Below are 23,230 nucleotides of genomic sequence, written 5' to 3'. Positions count from 1 at the left end.
TAAGCTTATGAAAATTAAATTAAACGACAATACAGAATTAAACGTAATTCAAGTGAATGGTGGAGGTAGATACTTTCAAGGGCAGAACAGGGACAGCCTTGAATTTGTATTTGCAAAAGATGCCTATACATTTACAGAGTTAGAGGCGTTATTTGCGGACAAGACAAAGACGGAAAAAGTGACTACCATTGATGACGCAGATACAGAGAATCCGGTTACTCTAGGAGTATATGACGATTACGTTTTGAGAGTGTCCATGGAGCTTAAGCCTGTGGTTATAACTCTGGCGACAACGGAAACTCCGGAAGTAACCGAAGAACGTATAACTGTAGTTATGGCGCAACTAACCTACATAGAAAAGCAGCTGGCAAAGCTAGGGTTATTATAACTACACTTAACTTTAATTAATCACACAACCCAACGCCAAAATTTCATATAGCAGTTTATAATCATATTACTTACACAACCCCCTTGGACCACCGTTCCAAGGGGGCTTTACATTTTAGGAGGGGGCATCATCGAGGAATGGATTTTGAGATACTGGCTAGAAGTAGCCTTTGGAATGATAGCAGCATCAAGTACAGCGTTCAGCAAACATATGCTGTCTAAATTTAAAAAAATAAAAAAAGAGCAGGAAGCACAGAGTAAGGGGATTCAGGCGTTACTGAGAGACCGCATTGAAACCTCGTACTATTATTATCAGGAACGCTGTAGCATTACCCTCCATGGTCTTGAGAATGTGAATGCCATGTATGAAGAGTATCAAAACTTAGGAGGCAATGGTACAGTTACAAAGCTGGTGGAAGATATACGGAAGCTTCCCGTTATGGATGATTAGATAAAGCAACAGCAATGAATAGGAGAGAATCTATGTTTCAAGAAATAATAAGCAATCTTAAACTGCTGGGATATGCATTTATGATTTTTACTTGTGCGTACGGAGCCAATATGGCTTTTTCCCTTTGGTACAATATTAAAAGGCTGCGGCAGCCCTTTGATGAGTCCAAACTCAGAGACAGCATCATCAAGCTAGGCGTATTTGTGATTGGTCTTATGCTGTTATGCATTGCGATCACAACACTGCCGGTATTCGCAGACACCATCGGCTGGCCCATATTGGAGGAATATGCGAACCTGTTTACAAATATTATAATGGTAACGGTATTCTTGACAGTGACTTGCAAATACATAAAAGAGGCATTCGAGAAATTTAAGCTCATTGTAAGCGCAGGAGAACTTCCGAATTCAAGTACGGAGGCAAAGAATGATTAGTATAAAAACCAATTTGACGACCGTTAATTTTTCACCGGGCCGAAGCGGCAGCAGCATTCAATATCTTGTTTTCCACTATACGGCGAATGATGGCGATACCGCCGAAGCCAATGCGAATTATTTCAAAAGTATTAACCGAAATGCCAGCGCCCATTATTTTGTAGACGAACGCGATATCGTACAGGTGGTAAAAGACTCGGATACCGCTTGGCATTGCGGAGATACGCAGAAATATACCAATGGAGGGGCGACCCTAAAAGGCATTGTGAAAAATGTCAACAGCATCGGTATTGAGATGTGCTCGGACAAAGTCAACGGAGAATTTGTCATTACAGAAGCTACGCAGGCGAACGCCATTGAACTTGGGAAGATGTTAATGGGGAAATATAATATCCCAGTAGAACGAGTGGTACGGCATTACGATGTAACCGGAAAGTTATGTCCGCAGCCGTTTTTTCAAGACATAAGCCAATGGAATAGGTTTAAAGCGAGATTGGTAGAAATGGAAGAGGAGGATGAAGACGTGATTCGGTATAATAGGTTAAGTGATATCCCTGATACTTACGGATTCCGCACGATTGTGGAGAAACTGATGACAGTAAAAATTATCAATGGAGATGGGTCCGACCCTACCGGGAACAATGACGTAATCGATCTCAGTCATGACATGGTCAGGATGCTGGTATTTAATTATAATGCGGGGGTATATGATTTAAAGCTGAAACAAGCCGGAATATTAAGATAAAAAACAAGAGTCTCTGAAAGAAACGTATAGGACAGGCAACGCTGATGGATATTTTGAGAAAAGATTCATTTCCAAAATTAATCCTGAAGCGATGCGTGTCCTATATGGCTATTTCAATATATTCTCGCTGAATTCTTTTTAATCCTTGTGCGTCTTAATCTTCTCCGGCGATATGAACCTTAAGGATGTTGGTCTTTCCGGAAACGCCAAGAGGTAGGCTTGCGGTGATGACCGTTAGGTCACCGTCTTTAATATAACCTGCCTTTTGTACTGTTTCCGCCGCCAACTGAAATAAATTTTGCAAATCATCAACGGTTGGGAGCATAATCGGGATAACACCCCAGTTTAATCCCATTTGGCGCCATACGGTTTCACTGATGGTACAGGCAATAATCGGACAATCGGGACGATATTTTGAAATCATGCGCGCGGTTCGGCCGGAAGCCGTAACGGTGATGATGGCCGCAGCATTGAGATCCACTGCTGTGGTACAAGTGGCATGGGAAATAGCCGTCGTCACATCATCATGAACAGATGTTGTATTTTGCGTGAACCGATTGAGATAATTGATATCATCCTCGGCCCTTTCTGCGATTCTAACCATTGTTTTTAATGCTTCCACAGGATAAGCACCTGCTGCGGTCTCACCTGAAAGCATGATGGCACTTGTTCCGTCATAAATCGCATTGGCCACGTCGGTCGCTTCTGCTCTGGTCGGCCTAGGGTTCTTCATCATGGAATCGAGCATCTGAGTGGCCGTAATAACAATTTTACCGGCAGCTACGCATTTCTTTATAATTTTCTTTTGTAAGATAGGTACGTCTTCCAGTGGGATTTCAACACCCATATCCCCTCGAGCAACCATGACCCCGTCTGAAGCTTTTATAATCTCATCAATATTTTCAACGCCTTGCATATTTTCGATTTTAGCAATGATTCGGATTTTGCTGTCATTATGTTCGGCTAGTATTTTTCGTATTTCCTTTACGTCATCGGCCGTTCGGACAAAGGAGGCCGCAATATAATCCACCTGATGTTCTATTCCGAAAACAATATCATCATAATCCCGCTTGCTGATAAATGGCATGGACAATTTTGTATTCGGTACATTCACGCCCTTTTTATCGGAAATGGGTCCGCCGTTCACCACTACACATTCGATCTCTGTATCATTTATTTTCAGAATGTCCAATTCTATTAAACCGTCATCAATCAAAATCTTCATGCCGACAGAAACATCTTGAGGCAATTCCTTATATGTAATCCCCGCAATATGTTGATTCCCGATGATTTCTTTTGTCGTTAAAGTAAAGGGTTGCCCTTTCTCCAACAGAATTTTTCCTTGTTCAAATGTACATAAACGGATTTCAGGACCTTTCGTATCAAGAAGGGAAGCGACAGGAAGTCCCAGGGATTCTCGCATTGTTCGAATTCGTTCCAAGGATTTTGCGTGCTGTTCATGATCGCCATGTGAAAAGTTTAAACGGGCGACATTCATTCCTTCCAGCATCAAAGCCTTTAAAATGTTATCATCCATGGTTGATGGACCAAGTGTACATACAATTTTCGTTTTTCTCATACGTTGTCCTTTCTATATAGAAGAAATCATCATTTGTTCTTGCTTTTTATTTTATCATATCTATATGGAATATACCACAAAACCGCATTTCCTATACAAAAAGAGGGCAATTTTACATAGATTTAACACAGTTTTACAAAGCTTTTACGAACAGTGCGCTTTTGATTTAACATTATGAATATACTATGTGATTGTAGACAAAATAAGTGTGAAGAGAACCGTATAATTTAGAAGGCGGAGTTCAAGAAGGAGAAACAAAATGATTAGGAACTTAAAAAAATGTATAACGATAGTAGCAATTGCTTCTATGGTACTTGCTAGTTTTACTGCTTGTGGATCAAGCAAAAGTGACGAACCGGATAAAACACTGGTAGATAGTGAGATTTCAGTGGTATCCAGAGAAGACGGATCCGGCACAAGAGGCGCATTTATTGAATTGTTCGGGGTAGAAGAAAAAGATGCGAATGGTGAAAAGGTGGATAACACGACGGACGAAGCCACCATTACAAACAGTACTTCAGTCATGATGACGACGGTAGCAGGCGATACCAACGCGATCGGATACATCTCACTGGGCTCTTTGGACGATTCCGTAAAGGCCGTTAAGATTGATGGCGTTGCCCCAAGTGTAGAAACCGTTAAAGATGGAAGCTATAAGATCTCAAGACCTTTCAACATTGCAACAAAAGACAATTTAAGTGATGTCGCAAAAGACTTTGCCAGCTTCATCCTTAGTACAGAAGGACAGCAAGTTATTCAAGACAATCACTACATTGCTGTTGGAAATCCAGTAGCTTATGCAGGAACAAAGCCAGCAGGAAAAATTGTAGTAGCGGGTTCTTCCTCCGTCACCCCGGTAATGGAAAAGTTAAAAGAAGCGTACTTAGCAATCAATCCGAATGCAACAATAGAAATTCAGGAAAGTGATTCAACCACCGGCATGACCTCGGCAATTGATGGAATTTGTGACATCGGTATGGCTTCAAGAGAACTAAAAGACAGTGAACTTGGGGCAGGATTAAAACCAACTGTCATTGCGATGGATGGAATCGCAGTCATTGTCAACAAGGGATCTGAGGTAAATGAATTGACTAGCGATCAGGTGAAGCAAATCTATATAGGTGAAATCACCTCTTGGGCTGAACTCTTAAAATAACACAGAACGGGTAAATAGGTTGCGACACGTGTTGCAACCTATTGGCGTTGGAGGACAAGATGAAGAATTATAAAGAAAACTTTATGAAATGGATATTCCTCATTGCGGCTTGTACTTCCGTACTTGCAGTTGCATTGATTTGCCTGTTCTTATTCGTAAATGGTGTGCCGGCTATTCAGAAAATCGGAGTATTTGATTTCCTACTGGGAGAAAAGTGGAAACCATCCAATAACATCTATGGCATCCTGCCTATGATAATGGGAAGTATTTATGTAACCGCAGGTGCGATTGTTATCGGCGTACCGGTTGGTCTTTTAACGGCAATATTTATGGCAAAGTTTTGCCCGCAAGTAATTTATAAACCATTGAAGGCGGCAACCGAATTGCTGGCAGGAATTCCATCCATCGTGTATGGGTTTTTTGGCCTAGTTGTGATGGTGCCTTTCATCCGAGAAAACTTTCAAGGAAATGGGAGCAGCATGTTAACCGCTTCCCTCCTGCTCGGCATCATGATTTTGCCGACGATTATCGGCGTGAGTGAATCGGCTATCCGGACGGTACCTACCGCATATTACGAAGGAGCACTGGCCCTTGGAGCGACACATGAACGCACCATCTTTTGGGTGATCGTCCCGGCGGCTAAATCCGGTATTTTAGCAGGAGTCGTGCTTGGTATCGGCAGAGCCATAGGAGAAACGATGGCGGTGATGATGGTAGCAGGAAATCAGGCGAGAATGCCGGCAGGAATTTTTAAAGGAGTACGAACGATGACTACAAATATAGTACTGGAAATGGGGTATGCAGCAGATCTGCATCGGGAAGCACTCATTGCGACTGCAGTTGTATTGTTTGTATTTATTCTAATCATTAATTTATCCGTATCCGTATTGAACAGGAGGATGGTAAATGGAGGCAATTAAAAAAAGAGATAAAATCAACACATTAGCCATTAATACACAAACGTGGCAGCACAAATTGAAGGCCTACATAGCCAATCCAACCTCCTTTGCGTTGTTTTTACTGGTGAGCATAGCGGCGGTGCTGACCTTCTCGGTACTGATTTTTATCATCGGATATATTCTCATCAACGGCGTACCGAATCTGACACCGAGTCTATTTGCATTTCGGTATTCGAGTGAAAATGTATCCCTGACGCCCGCATTGATCAACACCTTAGTAATGACCTTCCTCTCCTTATTAATAGCGGCTCCGCTCGGTATTTTCTCAGCAATCTACCTAGTGGAGTACGCAAAAAGAGGCAATAAATTTGTAAACATTATACGTATCACGGCGGAAACCTTATCGGGAATACCGTCTATTGTTTATGGATTATTCGGACTGTTGTTCTTTGTGAGTACCTGCAAATGGGGGTACTCTCTTTTAGCAGGTGCCTTCACCTTAGCCATCATGATATTGCCTTTGATTATGAGAACAACGGAGGAAGCCCTAAAAGCAGTACCGGATTCTTTCCGGGAAGGCAGCTTCGGCTTAGGTGCCGGTAAATTAAGAACCGTATTTGTTGTCGTATTGCCTACAGCGGTTCCCGGGATTCTTGCAGGAATCATATTGGGAATCGGACGAATTGTAGGAGAGACGGCAGCCTTAATATATACAGCAGGAACTGTAGCAGAGATTCCGGAGAATCTTTTAAGCTCAGGGAGAACCTTAGCAGTGCACATGTATTCTTTATCGAGAGAAGGGATGCATATGAATCAAGCTTACGCCACCGCAGTCGTTTTACTGATTATGGTGGTAGGGATCAACTGGTTTTCAGGGTTTATAGCAAAGAGGATTACGAGAGGATAGGAAATGGATAAAATTAAGATCAAAAATTTAGATTTATATTACGGAGACTTTAAAGCACTGAAAGAAGTAAATTTAGTGTTGCCTGAAAAGGAAATAACGGCTTTTATCGGCCCAAGCGGATGTGGAAAATCAACGCTTCTTAAGTCGCTCAACCGAATGAATGATTTGGTAGAAGGTTGCAAAATAACCGGAGAAGTCCTACTGGATGATGAAAGTATTTATGGAGGCATGGATATAAATCTGCTTCGAAAAAGAGTGGGGATGGTGTTTCAAAAACCAAATCCATTTCCGATGAGTATCTATGATAATATTGCTTTCGGTCCAAGAACCCATGGCATCAAATCGAAAAGCAAGCTAGATGATATGGTAGAAAAATCATTACGTAATGCCGCTATTTGGGAAGAAGTAAAAGATCGGCTAAAGAAGAGCGCACTCGGTCTATCCGGCGGACAGCAGCAACGGCTTTGCATTGCCAGAGCGCTGGCAGTTGAACCGGAAGTCCTGCTGATGGATGAGCCGACTTCGGCACTGGATCCGATTTCTACCTCTAAAATTGAAGATCTGGCTGCAGAACTGAAAAAGGATTATACCATCATTATGGTAACTCATAATATGCAGCAAGCGGCACGTATTTCAGATAAAACAGCCTTTTTCCTACTAGGTGAGATTGTGGAATTCGGCGAAACAGAAAACCTATTCTCAATGCCGCAGGATAAGAGAACGGAAGATTATATCACGGGTAGATTTGGATGATTACCCGTTCCTATTGAATTGTAGGTAACGCTTGCGAATAAAGCAGCGCAAATATATAATGAAGGAGATTAAAGCATGCGAAGTAGATTTGATAATCAGTTATCATTGCTCAATACAGAATTAATTGAAATGGGTTCTCTTTGTGAAACAGCGATTGCCGATGCGGTTAAAGCATTGGTACAGGGAGATCTTGAGCTCGCACGAAAGACCATTGACGCAGACAAGCGGGTGGATCAAAAAGAAAGAGATATTGAAGCTCTTTGTTTGAAATTATTATTGCAGCAGCAGCCGGTAGCCCGTGACCTAAGACTGATTTCCGCTGCATTAAAAATGATTACAGATATGGAGCGTATCGGAGATCAAGCAGCGGATATTTCGGAAATTGTATTGGTAACGGATTTGTCTATTCCTCACGATTTCGAACACATCAAGGATATGGCAGATGCGACCATCAAAATGGTAACGGAAAGCATCGATGCTTTTGTAGAAAGGGATTTGGTCCTTGCCAAGGAAGTAATCGACTACGACGATGTCGTGGATAATCTTTTTGACGAAATCAAGCTCGCGGTTATTGATGCGATCGCAGCAACGAGGACTCAAAACCAAGAGGCAGAGGATAAGGAAAAACTGGCCACAGGGGCCATCGATATTTTGATGATTGCGAAATATTTCGAACGTATCGGAGACCATGCAACCAATATTGCAGAATGGGTGGAGTTCTCCATAACCGGTACCCACGATAGCCTGACCAATTCGTGAAGCGAATTGTTGACAGACTTGTGCAACACATTTCACAAATCTGTGATTTGTAGAAATTGACTGCCGATAGCTTGACCAATTGAATTGTCGGCGGAAGGAACTGAAAAATTTCTATTAGGCGTAGCCTAATGAAATTTCTGTATAGGACTTGCGCGCCGTATCGAAGATACGGGCAAGTCCGTAAAGGAGGAGTAATAGATGATATTTTGCGTCGAAGATGACAGCAGCATTCGTGAATTGGTAGTGTATACCTTAAAAAATACAGGGTTTGAAGCAGAGGGATTTGCAGATAGCACTGAATTATTTTTGGCTCTGTCAAATAAAACGCCGGAACTGATATTACTGGACATCATGCTGCCGGGAATGGATGGGATCGACATCTTGAAGAGGATAAAAAAGAATAAGCAGACGGAAAATGTTCCTGTCATTATGCTGACAGCAAAAGGCAGCGAATACGATAAAGTCATTGGACTGGATAATGGAGCCGATGATTATGTGTCAAAACCGTTCGGCATGATGGAGCTTGTTTCAAGAGTCAAAGCCGTATTAAGACGTACTCAGCCAAAAGAAAATAAAGCAGAGCTCCAATGCGGCAATCTTTGTTTAAACGCCGAGAAGCATCTGGTGACAGCAAATGGGCAGTCGATTGTATTAACGTTTAAGGAATTCGAGTTGCTGCGCATTCTCATGGAAAATAAGGGAATGGTATTATCTCGAGATAAGCTTTTAGAGAAAATCTGGGGATACGATTTCGATGGGGAGACTCGAACAGTGGATGTCCATGTAAGAACATTAAGGCAGAAGCTTGGTGAAGCAGGGCAAATTATAGAAACGATTCGTGGAGTGGGATACTTAATAGGGGAAGAGCCTAAGGAAAGCCTTAAGTAGTTTTAAAAAGGCAACTTTCGATGGAGAAAAAGATGAAAAGAAGAATTTTTATAAGCTTGTTTATACTCTCAGCCATTTCTATAGGAATCACATCTGCACTGGTATCTTTTATCATGTACAGTGAATTTTATAAGGAAATGAGAATCGAAGTGAAACAAGAGGCGAAGTACGTTGCTGCGGCCGCCAATATTGATAGCAAAGCGTTTTTAGCGGATGTGGATCGTATCTCCAAAGACCGAATCACGTGGATTGATGCACAGGGAAATGTTCTCTATGACAGCGAAGAGAATATCGCCAATATGGATAATCATGCCGACAGGCCGGAGGTAAAGCAAGCTTTGCTAAGCGGTGAAGGAGATAGCGTAAGAATGTCCGCGACCTTGGGCGAACAGACCTTCTACTATGCAATAAAGCTGAATGATGAAAGTATAATCCGTGTAGCAAATACCAAATCGAATGTATATGCGACACTGGCAGAGTGTCTCCCGTATGTCTTACTGGTTTGTCTTTTCATGCTTTTTATTACGATCTTTGTGGCAAAGAAACAGACAAAGTCTATTGTACTGCCCATCAACACCATGGATCTGGAAAAACCGTTGTCGAATGATATTTACGATGAATTTGCGCCGCTGCTAAGGAAACTGGATCAGCAAAACAAAACCATCGCTGATACCTATTCGGCGCTTAAAGCAGAGCGCAAGGAATTTGCTTCGATCACGGAAAATATGAATGAAGGGTTACTGATTTTGAATGCCGGCGGAGAGGTTTTATTTGCAAATCAAAAAGTAATGAATATTTTCTCTAAAAGCAGGGAAAAAAATACCGGAGGGCACTATTTAACGCTAAATAGAAGCAGTGAATTCAGAGAAGCAGTAGAAGAGGCGTTATTGGGGGAACCGTCTGAAAGAAGGCTGAAACAAAATGGAAGATGTTATCAGCTGATGGCAACACCGACTTATGAGAACGGCACAGAGAATGATACAGAACTACAGCTGAGCGGAGCTGTTGTATTAGTTTTAGATATTACCGAAAAAGAAGAAGCCGATAAAATGAGAAGAGAATTCTCCTCGAATGTCTCGCATGAACTGAAGACTCCGTTGACCTCCATTTCCGGCTATGCAGAGATTATGGAAGCCGGCATCGTTAAACCGGAGGATATAGCGGACTTCGCAGGCAAAATTCATACGGAGGCAAAGCGGCTGATTGCATTGGTGGCAGATATCATGAAATTATCAAAACTGGATGAAGGCACCATAGAGTTGGTCCCGGAAGAGGTGGATTTGCGAAGACTTGCGCAAGAAGTCGTGGAGCGGCTCTCCAGCCAAGCGGCATCGTTAAAGGTATCGATGACCTTTGAAGGTCCAAAAGGGCCGATCCTTGTAAAGGGCGTTCGAACCATGCTGGATGAAATGATTTATAATTTATGTGAGAATGCAATCAAATATAATCATGAAGGCGGAAATGTAACGGTTATCGTGGAACCAGCAGCAGATCATCATCAAGCCCTCTTAAAAGTATCGGATACCGGCATTGGTATCCCAATCGAACATCAAGACCGTATCTTTGAACGCTTTTACCGAGTGGATAAAAGCCATTCAAAGGAAACAGGAGGTACCGGCCTGGGACTGTCCATTGTCAAACATGTGGCCAAATATCATCAGGCCGAAATAAAACTGGAGAGTCAAGAAGGGAAGGGAACCACCATAAGTGTTACCTTTTGACGAAGTGTCAAAGATGCACCAAATGAGGAGGGAAACTTTCATATGAGAAAGATTATTGTTTTTATAGTCCTGTTAATGATGCTGTTATCCGGATGCAGCGGAGCACCCACCGATACAAATAATGGTGACAACTCGGGCAAATCCACAGATAATGACAATCAAGTGGAAGAGCAAAAAGAAGGCCAAAACAGCAACTTTAATCAATTTAAGGACGCTCCTGATGATGCCATTGCTTTATTGATTAATTTACCGACTTCCGATCAACGTTCACTTTTAAAGATACAAGAGACCTTATATTTACAGGATACAGAGGAAAAAATTATTGTGATCCCGCGTGATGCGCATGCATCGGTCGAATTATACACGGTCGATGATATTAGTGAAGCAGGAGATATTACAGCAAGTAAATTCTATACGAATGAGGATTGCGGCAAAGACTTTGCCATGGAATTACAAGCGATTCGGCCGGAAGGACTGCCGAATTACAAGTTATTAATCCAATTGCCGAACGGCACAGAAAAGGAATATTTTATTTCTTATAACGGCAAGGATGGAAATCCGAACCTAGAGTATATTTTAAAATAATATGGAACTATATACCCATACCCGATCGGTATGGGTATTTTATAATTTTTTGCATTTAAACAAAGAGCAGACGTAAGATAGGGAATTTATCAATTTGGACAGGCGATACCGATGGATATTTTGAAGAATGATAACCTTTTCAAATTTTGTGAGCAATGGTTTCAGCACCCGTTTCGGCCCGTGTAGGCTAAATAACGAAAGTATGTAGAAAATCTTTTCTTGAATATTTAACGATAAATGATATGCTATATACCATAAATACTATTTCATTTTTAATAAGATTATAGGGGGATGAAAGATGATAGTCAGTACAACGCCTTCCATTGAGGGAAGAAAAATTGTAGAGTACAAAGGAATTGTGTTTGGGGAGGTTATTTCAGGTGTAGACTTTATTAAAGACTTTGCTGCGGGGTTAACCAATTTCTTCGGCGGACGATCGAATTCTTATGAAGGGGAATTGATCGAGGCGAGAGAGAATGCCATTTTTGAAATGAAAAAAAGAGCGGAAAGCATGGGGGCAAATGCAATTGTCGGCGTAGACATTGACTATGAGGTATTGGGACAAGCCAATAATATGCTCATGGTCACGGCTTCCGGCACAGCAGTAGTTGTTGGATAAGCAAACCGCTGCCTAGAGCTATGGCAAGCCGCCTAATGTAATACGTTTTATGGAGGTGCGTCTCAAAAGAACCCAGCAGATTTTGGTTATCCAAATCCATGCATGATCTTTTTCGAGATGTCACCTTTTTTATTTAAACCCGGCATAAAAGATGTTACAGCACCAGACTTTCGTTAATGATATCCGCTATCATTCGGTGTCCTTTTACAGTGAGGTGTAAACCGTCTATATAATAATCCTCTTTCGAATCGAATTTTATCTGCTGTGAAAGAGCGTTATGGAGATCGATACAGTTGATCTGGAAGGTAGAACTGAAATGGAGCATCCATTGCTGAAGGCTTTTCAGCTTAAAGGCTACGGTATTAAAATCCGAAAAAGAGACCCAATCTCTGCGGATTAATGCAGGCTCACAAGGGGGTTCGGTGAGTATAACCGGAACGATGTTGTTTTCGTATGCCTGATGCACCAGAGCCATGATGTTGGCCTGTACAGCGGATAGCTGTGCATCACAAATAAAATCATTAACGCCTCCTGAGATGAAGACATAGTTCGGCTTTTCTAAAATAACGTCCTGATGAAACCGGGCCAGCATCCCGCCGGAGGTATCCCCATTCATTCCTTTGTTTATAAATTCGTGGGGGCTCGAAACACCTAACAGGTCAAACCACGATTCTCCTTCACCAACTCCAAAGCCTTTTGTAAAACTGTCTCCGAGACAAACTATTTTCATCTTTAAAACTCCTTTATTATCTTTTAAAAATCTCTCTATTCGATTATAGTCGCTGAGCTTTTATTCTAATCATATCGATATATCCCGAAAATATCAAGTTCTTCACCTTAATATTTAAATAGTTTATTGAACTCCTGCCTGACGGAAGGAGTTCAAATGGCTGCAGAAGAAGTACGGCATCAGAGCAGCAAGTTCGCATAAAAAGGTATGGTCACTAAACTGATCAGTGTGGATAGGCTCACTAAATTGGAGGCATATTCCCCTTCTACCTCGTAAAATTGTGCCAGAATGGCGGTCTGTGCGTGGCACGGCATCGCCGCAGTTAAAATAAAGACGTGCAAAGGTAAACCGCCTATCCCGAATGCAGTAAACAGAAGGAACACGAGGAGGGGATGAATAACAAATTTCCCCAGCATAATAAGGCATTGGTCAACCGTTATTCGGGAAAAGCCTTTCGACCAAGACTTCGATAAATTGGAGCCGATGACGAGTAAAGACAGCGGTACGCAGAGGTTCCCCAAATAAGTCAGAGCGGTTTCTAAAATGAGAGGCAGAGGCAATTGCAATTCAACTAATACACAGCCGGCTATGACACCTATTAACCCGGGGCTGAAAATCTTTTGAACAGAAAAAGAAGCTTTTTGGCTGCCGGAAGCCTTGGATAGTGTATAGGCACCAATGGTCCAGAATAATACAATGGTTGCTAAGTAGAACGTAAATAAAAAGGGCAAGCCTTCATAACCAAATATAATTTGAATGATAGGAAGGCCTATAAACATGGTGTTGTTAAACGTAAAAGTCACCTGAAAAACTGCCTTTTTTCCATTTTGCAAAGCAAGTACATGAGCAAGAATCTTCCCTAAAGCAAGCATGATGAATAGGCTTGCTGCAATAATGAACAAGTTTAAAGCAGAACTATGCAGCAGTTCAGGGGTAAATCGATTTTCAATACTGGTGACCGCAAGGGCCGGAGCAGCAATTTGGACAACCGAAATAGAGAATACTTGATTCGTGTTCTCCGGCCATAATTTTTTATTTGTAAAGAAAAATCCGACAGCTAAAATCATAAAAACGACTAATACACTAATGAAACCATTCAGCATTGAATCAAAAACCTCCCTATGGTACAACTGTTAAGCTGATTTTCTCATCATATAATAAGCAAAACCTGTGCCATAATCATAAAAAGCGATAATTATCAGCGTTGATCCCATATTTATCGAGTTTTCGATACAGTGTTCTTCGAGGGATCTTTAGTTTTTCCGATACTTTGGAAACATTTCCGTTCTCGGACTTTAGAGCCGCAATAATCAGTTCAATGGTTCGTTCTGTCTTCGCTTCGCCGGAAAATAGAGCGTATATTCCGTTTTCGTCATCCATAACAGCGGTTTCTTCCGGAAGGGTAGGGATATGGTATGTAGGACATGATGAAGCAGGCGTGATTTCGTCAGGAAGATCTTCCACATGAATGACCCCTGAATTTGCCACATTTACAGCTCTTTCTATCACATTTTCCAACTCTCTGACATTCCCGGGCCAAGAGTAATTCAGAAGCATAAACATGGCGTTGTCCTCGATGCTGTAAATACTCTTTGAAAGTTTTTTGGAAATAGTGGTGATGAAATAATTGACTAAAATAGAGATGTCACCGACGCGTGCTCGTAGCGGAGGCACCTGTATGGACAGCACATTGAGTCTGTAATATAAATCATGCCGGAATCTCTTATCATTGACAGAATTGAGCAAATCAACGTTTGTAGCAGCTATGATCCGTACATCAATTTGTTTTGGGTAGGTACCCCCAATTCGCACAATTTCTTTGCTTTGCAGTACTCTCAATAAAGAGGTCTGCAATTCCAGAGGCATGTCTCCTATTTCATCAAGAAAAAGAGTTCCCCCGTCGGCTAACTCAAATTTTCCAGGATGCCCTTCTTTGTTTGCTCCCGTAAAAGATCCCTTTTCATAACCAAAAAGTTCGCTTTCGATGAGACCCTTCGGAAGAGAACCGCAGTTGATGGCGATAAAGGGAGCCTCTTTTCTATCGCTTGCGTTGTGAATCGCCTGAGCGAGCAGCTCTTTTCCGGTTCCGCTTTCCCCTAGAATTAATACGGTGGAATTGCTCTGTGCAGCGGACCGCCCCAGCGATTTTACGCTTTCCATAGCGCCGGAGCAGCTGATGATGGAGTCAAAATTGTATTTTGCGGTGAACCCGCTCAGCTTGTTTACCAGTTTATGAACATGTTTTATTTCGTCCAGCACGATAACCGTACCGATTTTATGGCCTAGCTGATTGAGGACAAGAGTTGCGGAGAGAGAAAGAGAGACTCGGGACCCTTTATGATTGACAAAGGAAAGTTCCGTATCAAAGATTTCTTTTTGGATATTCAGTAAACTCGGATTGCAGGTCGAAAGATTGATAAAATCACCCAGAGAAGCTCCATTCAGGGAAGAAACGCTTAAACGAAGCATCTTTATTGCGTTCGTATTGTGCTGCGTAATAATCCCGTCGTTATCGATCAATAAGATACCGGAGCCAATGGCGTGAAGTGTACTGGACATCTGTTTGTGTGCTAAATTTACTCGCTCATAGGCCTCTGTTATTTTTAGCTCCTTTTCAATTCCGTCGACACATGCATTGACCATGGCCAAGGTATGGATCGGTGAGATTTCTTTGGGACCTACAGCATCCAAACAGCCGATTAAGTTGCCAAAGCTGTCGTGAATAGGAGCCGCCGAACAAATATAGTTGTGATGTGGTTTTATGTAATGCTCTTCTCCCCAAATTTGAACCGGCTGACCGATAGCAAGGCATGTACCGATTCCACAGGTACCGGCATACTTCTCGCTTCTGGTGACCCCAACGGTAAGACCGCTTTTTTTTGTTCGCGTCTGAATGGCTTGATCGTCGCCTATATAATCAATAACCGTCCCCTCCGCATCGGTTAAGGCAAAGACAAAATTACTGCCTTTTACGTATTTATACAGCTTTAGTATATAGGGATGCGCAACGGAAATAAGCCGTTGATTTTCGTTTAGAACCGCGGAGAGTTCGTCGGGGGGAAGAACCTTGTTGATGACCGCAGTAGGAGAGACCCCGAAAGCTTTTGAGCGCTTCCAAGAATCATAGATAAAAGGACGGACCCCGGAAGGATTTAAGGGCATCGGCTCTCCCTGTTCAATGTACGAATGCCAACTATTTAACAATATTTGTTGATAATTTTTTGTAAAAGTAGCCATAATCCACCTCCTGCAAACGGAAATAAGTTTATTGAAACGACTAAATTATATCAGCGAAAATTTAAAACTACAAGAACCAAAATGGCACAGATTGGCCAATGGACGGCACAGGACGGCACAGTGAGGCACGCTGCGGCACAATTATTTCATTGGCAAATCATAAGAATATCAGCTAAAAGTCACATGAATTAACTAAAAATTTAGATTTGTCCATTAAAATATTGACAAATAATTATTAAAATTTAAGTTGCTGCGAACCAAGTAAAATCAATGTTTCAATAGGTAAAACTAATAAACAAATAAAGCAAGCCTATTGCTGAAAATTCCTCTTGGCACAGGATTTGCGTTTATGCATTTATGTCAGTTAATTAATCTTATACGAATTTTGATTCAGACCTCTAAGAAATTTAGAAAGTAATCAAAAAAATTGAAAAGGAGTGATTTTAAATGCCTAGATCAGGAATGCAAGGTGTAGATTTTGAATCTGGAGTAGACTTTGCCAGGCTGAAAAGAGAAAGATTAGCAAGAGCTAAAGAGAGCATGAAGAACTATGGATTAGGGGCAATAATCTGCTATGACTTCGATAATATCAGATATATTACCGGAACCCATATCGGTGAATGGAACCGTAATAAGATGAACCGATATTGTATTTTGATAGATGGTATTGAACAACCGTTTTTGTTTGACCCTGCTTGCCCGTCCAAGAGACAAAGAGTGGATTGGATCGCATCGGATCATATCATGCCGGCAGTCGGATCAATGAGAGGAGCTATTCCTGTCAATGCGGGAATGGTAGAAAAGGTCGTGGATCAAATCTATGGATACATCAAAGAATACGGCGCTGAAAACAAGAAAATCGGTATGGATATCGTAGATATTCCGCTGATTCAGGGCTTGCAGTCAAAGAATCTGGATATCGTTGACGGTCAGCAGGCGATGCTGGATGCCAGAATCATCAAGACAGAAGATGAAATTCAGTTACTAAAGCAGTCAGCCGCTATGGTTGATGCGGCTTACTATGATTTGGGCAAGGCGTTAAGACCGGGAATCTTGGAAAACGAGCTGGTAGCTATTGCAAATCACCAACTTTATAAGTGGGGTGCAGAGCTTGTTGAATTTGTAAACAGTATCTCCGGCGTAAGAGGGAATCCCCACAGCCATACCTTCTCCAATAGAATGGTAAGACCGGGAGAACTGATCTACTTCGATATCGGTAATACCTATAACGGATACAAAACGTGCTACTACAGAACGTTCTCTTGCGGAGTTCCGAACAGGGCGCAGCGGGATGCCTATTCAAAAGCATCCAAGTGGATTAAGGATTCCATCGGGCAGATCAAGGATGGAGCAACTTCCGCAGATGTAGCAAAAATGTGGCCTTCCGCTACAGAACTTGGTTTTAAGAACGAAGAGGAAGCATTCCTGCTTCAATTCGCCCATGGCATCGGTCTTGGACTTTGGGAAAAGCCGGTTATTTCAAGGTTATTCTCATTAGAGACACCGTTCACCTTAAAAGAAGGCATGGTATTCGCCATTGAAACGTGGTGCCCGGCTGAAGACGGAAGCGGCAGTGCAAGAATTGAGGAAGAGGTTGTCGTGAGAAAAGACGGATGTGAAGTGATCACGAAGTTCCCTTCCGATGAAATTACGTCCTGCGGACTGCCGGGCTGCCAATTCCTATAGAAAAATAAGAAATCGGTTTGGTTATAATGGTGCTTATGCTCGCAGTAAGGAAGCATCGGCACCTGAAATATAACACTATTATTTAAGGAGGTTTTATAATGGCTAGAATTGGTTGGATTGGCTTGGGTAACATGGGAAACCCAATGAGCCAGAACCTAGTAAAAGCAGGACATGAAGTAATTGTTTGGAACAGAACAAAATCGAAGGCAGATGAGGTTATTGCAGCAGGGGCTACCTGGGGGGCGTCTCCGAAAGAAGTGGCAGCGAAATCTGATTTTATCTTCACAATGGTAGCAGACGGGCCTACATTACATGCGGTTACGCTTGGAAAAGATAGTATTGTAGAAGGTCTTAGCGCAGGAAAAATCGTCATCGATATGAGTACCGTATCTCCTGCAGAATCCGAAAAAGTGAATGAAGCTGTTGAAAGCAAGGGGGCAAAGCTAATCAGAGGCCCGGTAACAGGAAGTACAGTACTGGCGCAGAATGCAGGCCTTGGAATTTTAGCTTCCGGCGATAAGGCTACATATGATAAGGTTCTTCCGTTATTCGAAACCTTAGGAAAGAACCAATTTTATCTTGGCAGCGGAGAGGAAGCAAGAGTATTAAAGCTTGCCATCAATACCATGATCGCTTCCACCATGCAGATTCAGGCAGAAGCTGTTGTTTTATCTGAAAAAGCAGGACTGGATGTTGGCCAGGTCTGTGAAGTTATTGCCGGATCTGCTGTCGGTTCACCGCTTTGCGGATATAAGAAGGCCGTTATTACGGAAGGTGTTTATGCGCCTGCATTCAGTGTAAAGCTGATGATGAAGGATTTGGATCTTGCGTTTGAGGCAGCAAAACAATATGGTGTGCCAATGACTGCAACCGCCATCACAAGACAATCTTTAGCAGCGGCAGCTGCAACAGGAAGAGCTGAAAAAGACTTCTCCGTTTTGACTCAGGTATTGGAAGATGCAAGTGGATATAAGCGGTAACTTAGTTTTTAAAGTAAAAAAATGATACAATTATGTGAAAATAAATTTATGGAGGACAAAAAAATGGCAAATAAAGCTTATGTGAAGAATGTATATGACTGTGCTTTTGCACAACCTGCAAGACATATTAATGCACACGCTTGGTGTATGGGAAATCCGGCTATGATGGGTACGGACTCCTATGCATTCTTTTCAATCTGTGAGATTTCCTATGGCGGATGTGCAATAGAAGATAACCATAAGAATTCGGATCACTGCTATTTCATCATGGAAGGTGCCGGATACTCGATCATTAACGGAAAGAGATATGAGTACAAGAAGGGTGATGTAATGTGGATTCCTGGAAACAGCAACCACGAAATGTATCCGAAAGGAATTGAAGGGCTTCGTTTTGTCGTTACTTTAACCGGTAAGGACTTCAACCAGACAGAGCCGTTTGTAAGAGCGGTAACGTCAGTACCTACAGCAGTGCCTCCTAAACACAACAATGCCATTGCATGGCCGGTAGTAACGCCAAAAAACGGCGGTTCAAATACAATCGAATTTCATATAACAGAATTGTTCCCGGGAGGAAATGCGGAAGAAGATGTGCATGAAGATGCAGATCATATGTATTACTTCATTGAAGGAACAGGATATTCTATCGTAGAAGGGGAAAGACTGGAATACGGACCTGGAGACGCCATGTTCATTCCTGCCGGGGCAAAACATTCTATGTTCAATACCGGAGAAGGTACGTTACGAATGGTAGCTTCTTTCGGACCATCCAGAAAGGTCATGAGACCATAGTTTCCAACGGTAAAAAATAATTACATTAACAGTTAAACATAAAAACAAAAAGTATGGCGCATACGATTTTGCTTGCAAGATATATGCGCCATAATAAAGGCTAAAAACAGAAAAGAGAATTTATTTATTACGGCAAAGGCTTATTCTCCAGTCTTTGCCCGTTATTTTATTAGAGGAAATATTGCTTGCGATAACCGGAGTATCATAAAAAGCTGCAACTAAAATGCGAGCTACAAGCGCCTCGCAGAGGCTTTTTTTATAGGCAAGTACAGAGGTGATTTGAAGAAAGGGTGTAAAAATGAACAAGATTAAGAATAAAATTCTTTCTATTACGTTAACATTGATATTCGTAGGATTAGCGGCAGTATCTACCCTATCGGGCATCTATAATTCGATAATAGTGAGTATTGCAGTAACGATTATTACACTTGTTCTTTCTGCATTAATAATGACAGCATTCGTAAATCGATTGGTTCAACCCATAAAGGAAATTGAAAACGCTGTTTTTCAAGTGGCGAAAGGCAACTTTGATGTGGAAATAAACTGTCGATCGACGGATGAAATCGGTCATATGGCTGACAGTGTAAGGGAAATGGTGGTCACCGTAAAAGCCATTGTAGAGGAAACTGCCAGAGCTCTTGAGGAAATGTCCCGGGGCAATTTTGAATTGTATCCGCAGACGGAATACTTTGGCGTTTATACACGAATGGAACATGCGATAACAACTATTTTATTCTCTTTGAGTGATACCTTAAGAACGATAAGGACCTCCTCTCAGCAAGTGAACGTAGGTGCAGAGCAGGTCGCTTCCGGTTCTCAGGTATTGGCTCAGGGGGCCGTGGAACAGGCTAGCTCTATTGAACAATTGGCGGCATCCATTGAACTGATTGCTAAGCAAGTAAGGTCAAGCTCGCAAAATATAAACCGTGTGAATCAAAAATCCCTTGAGGTTGGAGAAGAACTGGAACAGAGCAACAGTAAAATGGATGAAATGATGGCAGCCATGAAAGAGATTTCGGAGAAGTCAACAGAAATAAGTAAAATTATCAAGACCATCGATGATATTGCCTTCCAAACCAATATCCTTGCCTTAAATGCGGCAGTAGAGGCAGCCAGAGCCGGTGATGCGGGGAAAGGCTTTGCCGTAGTAGCAGATGAAGTGAGAAACCTTGCAGGGAAATCTGCGGAAGCCGCAAAAGATACGACGGTACTTATTGAAGATTCGGTGAGAGCAGTATCGAACGGAACCCTGATCACAAAAGAAACAGCTGAGTCGATTAAAGCGGTGGTGAAGGAAACCACGCAGGTTGTGGCGTCCATGGTAGAAATTGCAAAGACGTCGGAGGAGCAGGCAGTGGCGGTTAATCAGATTACCTTAGGTTTGGATCAAATCTCATCGGTGGTGCAATCCAATTCGGCAACGGCAGAGCAAAGCGCGGCGGCCAGTGAGGAACTGTCTGGGCAAGCGGATGTACTTCAAGCGGAGCTTGACAAATTCATATTAAAGAGTTAAAAGAGTTTATTCAATACAACGGGATGCCTCCCAAAATGATATGGACAGCGAAGGCCGGCGGGATTCTTTCTGAAAATCAATCCTGTAGGCCTTCGCTGTCCATATCAATGAAAGCTGTTCTATTTAATCAAACGGGTATTGTTTTTTTCTAATCCCTGAAGCTATTTTTTAAATAAATGAGGTTGAATATCATATTTTTTTAGTTTTCGGTAAAGAGTCCTTCTGCTTATGCCCAAAGCCCTTGCAGTAGCCTCCACATTGCCGTTTTTTTCTTTCAAGCCGCGTACAATCAGTTTGTGCTCCGCCGATTCGATGGAAAGGCTTTCCGTGAACACATTTTTGGCAAGTTCCGTATAGTGAGGTGTGCACGTATAGTCTTCCTTCTCCAGTGTACATTCTTCCGGCAGCTGAATATTCATAATTTCTTCGCTGTCTGACAGGTTTATGGCGCGTTCGATAACATTCTCTAGTTCCCGCACATTACCGGGCCAGGAATAATTTAATAAAGCAGGATAAAGGGCTGGCGAAAGCCTATAATGTTTGCCCTTTTGATTTTTATGGATAGAGATAAAGGTTTCTGCTAAGAGGATAATATCTTCCGATCGATAACGAAGAGGCGGCAGTTTTAACGTAAAAACATTGAGCCTAAAGTATAGATCTTCCCGGAACTGTTTGCATTTTATCTCGTGCAGTAAATCTTTATTGGTTGCTGCAATAATTCGGACATCGATTCTTTTCGGGTATTTTCCGCCGATTCGCAGCACTTCTTTGCTTTGAAGGACCCGCAGCAGAGAAGATTGAACATCCATCGGCATATCGCCGATTTCATCAAGAAAAATAGTGCCGCCATCTGCCAATTCAAATTTGCCGGGTTGCCCGTCTTTATTAGCCCCTGTAAAGGAACCTTTTTCGTAACCGAATAATTCACTTTCAATGAGGCCTTTTGGCAGGGAACCGCAATTAATGGCAATAAAAGGCCCCTTTGCATAACTGCTTGCATTGTGTATGGATTGTGCGATCAGTTCTTTTCCGGTTCCGCTTTCCCCTAAGATTAAAACGCTTAAGTCTGTTTCGGCAGCTTTTTTGGCATATTTAAGGGTCTCTTTCATGGCCGCGGAATCGCCTTTGATGTCTTCAAAGGTATAGGTCGATTTGAAACCACCGATTCTATTCACGATCGTATGAATACGTTTAGGTTCATCAAACCGGATAACGGTACCGCTTCGAATTCCCTGTTCGTCTATGACAAAATCGACACTGATGTTTAGATTCAAAGGAGGGCTGTCGGGGCCGTCTATGTACAAGCTGATTTCCTTGCTATCAATGGGAGAACTAAGCAGGGACGTGAAGTTTAGATGGGAACCACTGAAAAAGCCGGACAGTTCTTTTCCGATAATATCGGCATATTGCAGACGGAACATAGATAAAGCCGTATTATTGATCTGAATGACCCGATTTCCCTGATTAAGAAGAATCAATCCGGAAGGGATGGATTCAATAATGCTGTTGCGCTGAGCGCTGATCATTTTAATTTCCTCATACGCATGTAATATTTTCAGTTCTTTATTGATTCCGTCCACGGCACTGACTAACATGCCGAAAGTATGTGCATGGGACTGAGCATAAAGCCCCGTAATATCCAGGCAGCCTATGGTATTCCCAAAAGCATCGGTTATCGGTGCGGCACTGCAGCAATAGCCCTTGTGCGCATCAATATAATGCTCTTCGCCCCAAATTTGGATCGGTTGATTGAGGGCAAGACTTGTTCCGATGGCATTTGTGCCGGCAAACTGTTCACTTCGGTTTGCCCCTACCACGAGCATTGAATTTGCCCGTCCTTTTTCGATAATCTCCTTATCCCCTATTAAATCCAAAATATAGCCATTTTTATCACATAACAATAAATAAAAACCGGAACCCTCTACAATAGAGAACAGTTTTGACATGTATGGATGAGCAGTTTCGATAAGTTTTAGATTGCTGTTAATTTTTTGATTCAGCTCGGTGCTGTCGAGAAGATTTGTTTTCGGCAGATAGGGATTCACCTGAAAGGCACGCGAACGAACCCAGGATTCGTAAATCTCCGGGCGAATATAGGTATCGTCAGCTTCTTGATTATTTATGAATTTTTCCCAGGCCTGTCTTAACCCTTGGGAATGGATGCCGTTTATACTCATGGAAATTCTCCTTTAATCGATAGAGAGGTTCGAAAAATAAGGAATCCATGATAACAGTGCCATTTTAACACAGTGATTTTCTTCTGACAAGAGCGGGCGGTAAAAATAGAACGGCAGAAATTGAAACCGTGACATAATGACGCAGTTGGTCAAGGTGAGGCACAGGTTGGCACAGGAGAGGATGCACAGAGTGGCACAAATGGAAAGCAATAATGTTGCACCATTCAAGGTACAG

Annotated in this window: 22 protein-coding genes; 17 read left to right on the top strand and 5 right to left on the bottom strand. The window is 42.2% G+C overall.

Translation table 11 applies throughout. The features are described 5' to 3' along the window. Positions 1-7: 7 nt before the first annotated feature. From JYB65_RS07175 to JYB65_RS07160, 4 genes are all read left to right on the top strand, one after another. Complete coding sequence (locus JYB65_RS07175) at positions 8-388, top strand: hypothetical protein (protein WP_206581974.1); 381 nt, start codon at positions 8-10, stop codon at positions 386-388. Positions 389-532: 144 nt separating this feature from the next. After that, on the top strand, positions 533-838 hold the full coding sequence (locus tag JYB65_RS07170) for a hypothetical protein (protein WP_206581973.1): 306 nt from the start codon (positions 533-535) through the stop codon (positions 836-838). 32 nt (positions 839-870) lie between these two features. Further along, positions 871-1,272, top strand: coding sequence for a hypothetical protein (locus JYB65_RS07165; RefSeq protein WP_206581972.1), 402 nt, complete (start codon positions 871-873; stop codon positions 1,270-1,272). Then, positions 1,265-2,017 (top strand): peptidoglycan recognition protein family protein, encoded by a 753-nt coding sequence (locus JYB65_RS07160; RefSeq protein ID WP_206581971.1) that lies wholly within the window; start codon positions 1,265-1,267, stop codon positions 2,015-2,017. The genes JYB65_RS07165 and JYB65_RS07160 overlap by 8 nt, the downstream gene beginning before the upstream one ends. 154 nt (positions 2,018-2,171) lie before the next feature. Here the strand turns inward: JYB65_RS07160 and pyk are convergent, their stop codons facing one another. After that, positions 2,172-3,596 carry a pyruvate kinase gene (gene pyk, locus JYB65_RS07155; RefSeq protein WP_206581970.1) on the bottom strand — a complete coding sequence of 475 codons (1,425 nt, stop codon included), beginning with the start codon at positions 3,594-3,596 and terminating at the stop codon, positions 2,172-2,174. A 259-nt stretch (positions 3,597-3,855) separates the two neighbouring features. Between pyk and JYB65_RS07150 the strand changes: the two genes are divergently transcribed. The 9 genes from JYB65_RS07150 (at position 3,856) to JYB65_RS07110 (ending at position 11,883) form a co-directional block, all read left to right on the top strand. Further along, positions 3,856-4,752: a substrate-binding domain-containing protein gene (locus JYB65_RS07150; RefSeq protein WP_342366636.1), complete on the top strand. Its 897-nt coding sequence runs from the start codon at positions 3,856-3,858 to the stop codon at positions 4,750-4,752. A gap of 59 nt (positions 4,753-4,811) precedes the next feature. Next, positions 4,812-5,672, top strand: a complete 861-nt coding sequence (gene pstC / locus JYB65_RS07145; RefSeq protein WP_206581969.1) for a phosphate ABC transporter permease subunit PstC — start codon at positions 4,812-4,814, stop codon at positions 5,670-5,672. Next, positions 5,659-6,558, top strand: coding sequence for a phosphate ABC transporter permease PstA (pstA, locus tag JYB65_RS07140; RefSeq protein ID WP_206581968.1), 900 nt, complete (start codon positions 5,659-5,661; stop codon positions 6,556-6,558). Before pstC ends, pstA begins: the two co-directional genes overlap by 14 nt. A 3-nt stretch (positions 6,559-6,561) precedes the next feature. Beyond that, positions 6,562-7,311, top strand: coding sequence for a phosphate ABC transporter ATP-binding protein PstB (gene pstB, locus JYB65_RS07135; RefSeq protein WP_206581967.1), 750 nt, complete (start codon positions 6,562-6,564; stop codon positions 7,309-7,311). 75 nt (positions 7,312-7,386) lie between these two features. After that, on the top strand, positions 7,387-8,070 hold the full coding sequence (gene phoU / locus JYB65_RS07130; protein WP_206581966.1) for a phosphate signaling complex protein PhoU: 684 nt from the start codon (positions 7,387-7,389) through the stop codon (positions 8,068-8,070). 198 nt (positions 8,071-8,268) lie between these two features. Continuing rightward, the gene (locus JYB65_RS07125) at positions 8,269-8,958 is read left to right on the top strand and encodes a winged helix-turn-helix domain-containing protein (protein WP_206581965.1); all 690 of its coding nucleotides are present in this window, start codon (positions 8,269-8,271) and stop codon (positions 8,956-8,958) included. Positions 8,959-8,990: 32 nt separating this feature from the next. Then, a complete protein-coding gene (locus JYB65_RS07120) occupies positions 8,991-10,679 on the top strand; it encodes an ATP-binding protein (RefSeq protein WP_206581964.1) in 1,689 nt (562 codons plus the stop codon). Positions 10,680-10,721: 42 nt separating this feature from the next. Continuing rightward, positions 10,722-11,264, top strand: a complete 543-nt coding sequence (locus tag JYB65_RS07115) for a hypothetical protein (RefSeq protein ID WP_206581963.1) — start codon at positions 10,722-10,724, stop codon at positions 11,262-11,264. A gap of 298 nt (positions 11,265-11,562) precedes the next feature. Beyond that, positions 11,563-11,883 carry a putative heavy metal-binding protein gene (locus JYB65_RS07110; protein ID WP_206581962.1) on the top strand — a complete coding sequence of 107 codons (321 nt, stop codon included), beginning with the start codon at positions 11,563-11,565 and terminating at the stop codon, positions 11,881-11,883. Positions 11,884-12,037: 154 nt separating this feature from the next. Here the strand turns inward: JYB65_RS07110 and JYB65_RS07105 are convergent, their stop codons facing one another. The 3 genes from JYB65_RS07105 to JYB65_RS07095 all read right to left on the bottom strand — a co-directional run bounded on the left by JYB65_RS07105 (position 12,038) and on the right by JYB65_RS07095 (position 15,850). Continuing rightward, the gene (locus tag JYB65_RS07105) at positions 12,038-12,613 is read right to left on the bottom strand and encodes a GDSL-type esterase/lipase family protein (protein WP_206581961.1); all 576 of its coding nucleotides are present in this window, start codon (positions 12,611-12,613) and stop codon (positions 12,038-12,040) included. Positions 12,614-12,792: 179 nt separating this feature from the next. Further along, positions 12,793-13,716, bottom strand: a complete 924-nt coding sequence (locus JYB65_RS07100; protein ID WP_206581960.1) for an AEC family transporter — start codon at positions 13,714-13,716, stop codon at positions 12,793-12,795. A 76-nt stretch (positions 13,717-13,792) separates the two neighbouring features. Then, entirely contained in the window at positions 13,793-15,850 is a 2,058-nt protein-coding gene (locus JYB65_RS07095; protein ID WP_206581959.1) for a sigma-54-dependent Fis family transcriptional regulator, read from the bottom strand. Between the two features lie 447 nt (positions 15,851-16,297). Here JYB65_RS07095 and JYB65_RS07090 point away from each other — a divergent pair, with 447 nt between their 5' ends. The 4 genes from JYB65_RS07090 (at position 16,298) to JYB65_RS07075 (ending at position 20,818) form a co-directional block, all read left to right on the top strand. Continuing rightward, entirely contained in the window at positions 16,298-17,536 is a 1,239-nt protein-coding gene (locus tag JYB65_RS07090; protein WP_206581958.1) for a M24 family metallopeptidase, read from the top strand. 98 nt (positions 17,537-17,634) lie between these two features. After that, a complete protein-coding gene (locus tag JYB65_RS07085; protein ID WP_206581957.1) occupies positions 17,635-18,516 on the top strand; it encodes an NAD(P)-dependent oxidoreductase in 882 nt (293 codons plus the stop codon). A gap of 63 nt (positions 18,517-18,579) precedes the next feature. Continuing rightward, positions 18,580-19,305: a cupin domain-containing protein gene (locus tag JYB65_RS07080; protein WP_206581956.1), complete on the top strand. Its 726-nt coding sequence runs from the start codon at positions 18,580-18,582 to the stop codon at positions 19,303-19,305. Positions 19,306-19,603: 298 nt separating this feature from the next. Then, positions 19,604-20,818, top strand: coding sequence for a methyl-accepting chemotaxis protein (locus JYB65_RS07075; RefSeq protein WP_206581955.1), 1,215 nt, complete (start codon positions 19,604-19,606; stop codon positions 20,816-20,818). A gap of 161 nt (positions 20,819-20,979) precedes the next feature. Here JYB65_RS07075 and JYB65_RS07070 read toward each other — a convergent pair whose 3' ends face one another. Continuing rightward, on the bottom strand, positions 20,980-22,995 hold the full coding sequence (locus JYB65_RS07070; protein ID WP_206581954.1) for a sigma-54-dependent Fis family transcriptional regulator: 2,016 nt from the start codon (positions 22,993-22,995) through the stop codon (positions 20,980-20,982). Positions 22,996-23,230 lie beyond the last annotated feature (235 nt).

Origin of the sequence: Clostridium aminobutyricum (assembly GCF_017255415.1) — a bacterium.
GTDB classification, from domain to species: Bacteria; Bacillota; Clostridia; order Peptostreptococcales; family Anaerovoracaceae; genus Aminipila; species Aminipila aminobutyrica.
This window is presented reverse-complemented; position numbering and strand designations above follow the sequence as displayed.

Excerpts from the sequence above, each read along its gene's own strand:
- JYB65_RS07175 (WP_206581974.1), top strand. The coding sequence starts at position 8 with ATGAAAATTAAATTAAACGACAATACAGAATTAAACGTAATTCAAGTG.
- JYB65_RS07100 (WP_206581960.1), bottom strand. The coding sequence starts at position 13,716 with ATGCTGAATGGTTTCATTAGTGTATTAGTCGTTTTTATGATTTTAGCT.
- pstA (WP_206581968.1), top strand. The coding sequence starts at position 5,659 with ATGGAGGCAATTAAAAAAAGAGATAAAATCAACACATTAGCCATTAAT.
- JYB65_RS07085 (WP_206581957.1), top strand. The coding sequence starts at position 17,635 with ATGGCTAGAATTGGTTGGATTGGCTTGGGTAACATGGGAAACCCAATG.
- JYB65_RS07090 (WP_206581958.1), top strand. The coding sequence starts at position 16,298 with ATGCCTAGATCAGGAATGCAAGGTGTAGATTTTGAATCTGGAGTAGAC.
- JYB65_RS07080 (WP_206581956.1), top strand. The coding sequence starts at position 18,580 with ATGGCAAATAAAGCTTATGTGAAGAATGTATATGACTGTGCTTTTGCA.
- JYB65_RS07105 (WP_206581961.1), bottom strand. The coding sequence starts at position 12,613 with ATGAAAATAGTTTGTCTCGGAGACAGTTTTACAAAAGGCTTTGGAGTT.
- pstB (WP_206581967.1), top strand. The coding sequence starts at position 6,562 with ATGGATAAAATTAAGATCAAAAATTTAGATTTATATTACGGAGACTTT.
- pyk (WP_206581970.1), bottom strand. The coding sequence starts at position 3,596 with ATGAGAAAAACGAAAATTGTATGTACACTTGGTCCATCAACCATGGAT.
- JYB65_RS07165 (WP_206581972.1), top strand. The coding sequence starts at position 871 with ATGTTTCAAGAAATAATAAGCAATCTTAAACTGCTGGGATATGCATTT.
- phoU (WP_206581966.1), top strand. The coding sequence starts at position 7,387 with ATGCGAAGTAGATTTGATAATCAGTTATCATTGCTCAATACAGAATTA.
- JYB65_RS07070 (WP_206581954.1), bottom strand. The coding sequence starts at position 22,995 with ATGAGTATAAACGGCATCCATTCCCAAGGGTTAAGACAGGCCTGGGAA.
- JYB65_RS07120 (WP_206581964.1), top strand. The coding sequence starts at position 8,991 with ATGAAAAGAAGAATTTTTATAAGCTTGTTTATACTCTCAGCCATTTCT.
- JYB65_RS07150 (WP_342366636.1), top strand. The coding sequence starts at position 3,856 with ATGATTAGGAACTTAAAAAAATGTATAACGATAGTAGCAATTGCTTCT.
- JYB65_RS07160 (WP_206581971.1), top strand. The coding sequence starts at position 1,265 with ATGATTAGTATAAAAACCAATTTGACGACCGTTAATTTTTCACCGGGC.
- JYB65_RS07075 (WP_206581955.1), top strand. The coding sequence starts at position 19,604 with ATGAACAAGATTAAGAATAAAATTCTTTCTATTACGTTAACATTGATA.
- JYB65_RS07110 (WP_206581962.1), top strand. The coding sequence starts at position 11,563 with ATGATAGTCAGTACAACGCCTTCCATTGAGGGAAGAAAAATTGTAGAG.
- JYB65_RS07125 (WP_206581965.1), top strand. The coding sequence starts at position 8,269 with ATGATATTTTGCGTCGAAGATGACAGCAGCATTCGTGAATTGGTAGTG.
- JYB65_RS07095 (WP_206581959.1), bottom strand. The coding sequence starts at position 15,850 with ATGGCTACTTTTACAAAAAATTATCAACAAATATTGTTAAATAGTTGG.
- pstC (WP_206581969.1), top strand. The coding sequence starts at position 4,812 with ATGAAGAATTATAAAGAAAACTTTATGAAATGGATATTCCTCATTGCG.
- JYB65_RS07115 (WP_206581963.1), top strand. The coding sequence starts at position 10,722 with ATGAGAAAGATTATTGTTTTTATAGTCCTGTTAATGATGCTGTTATCC.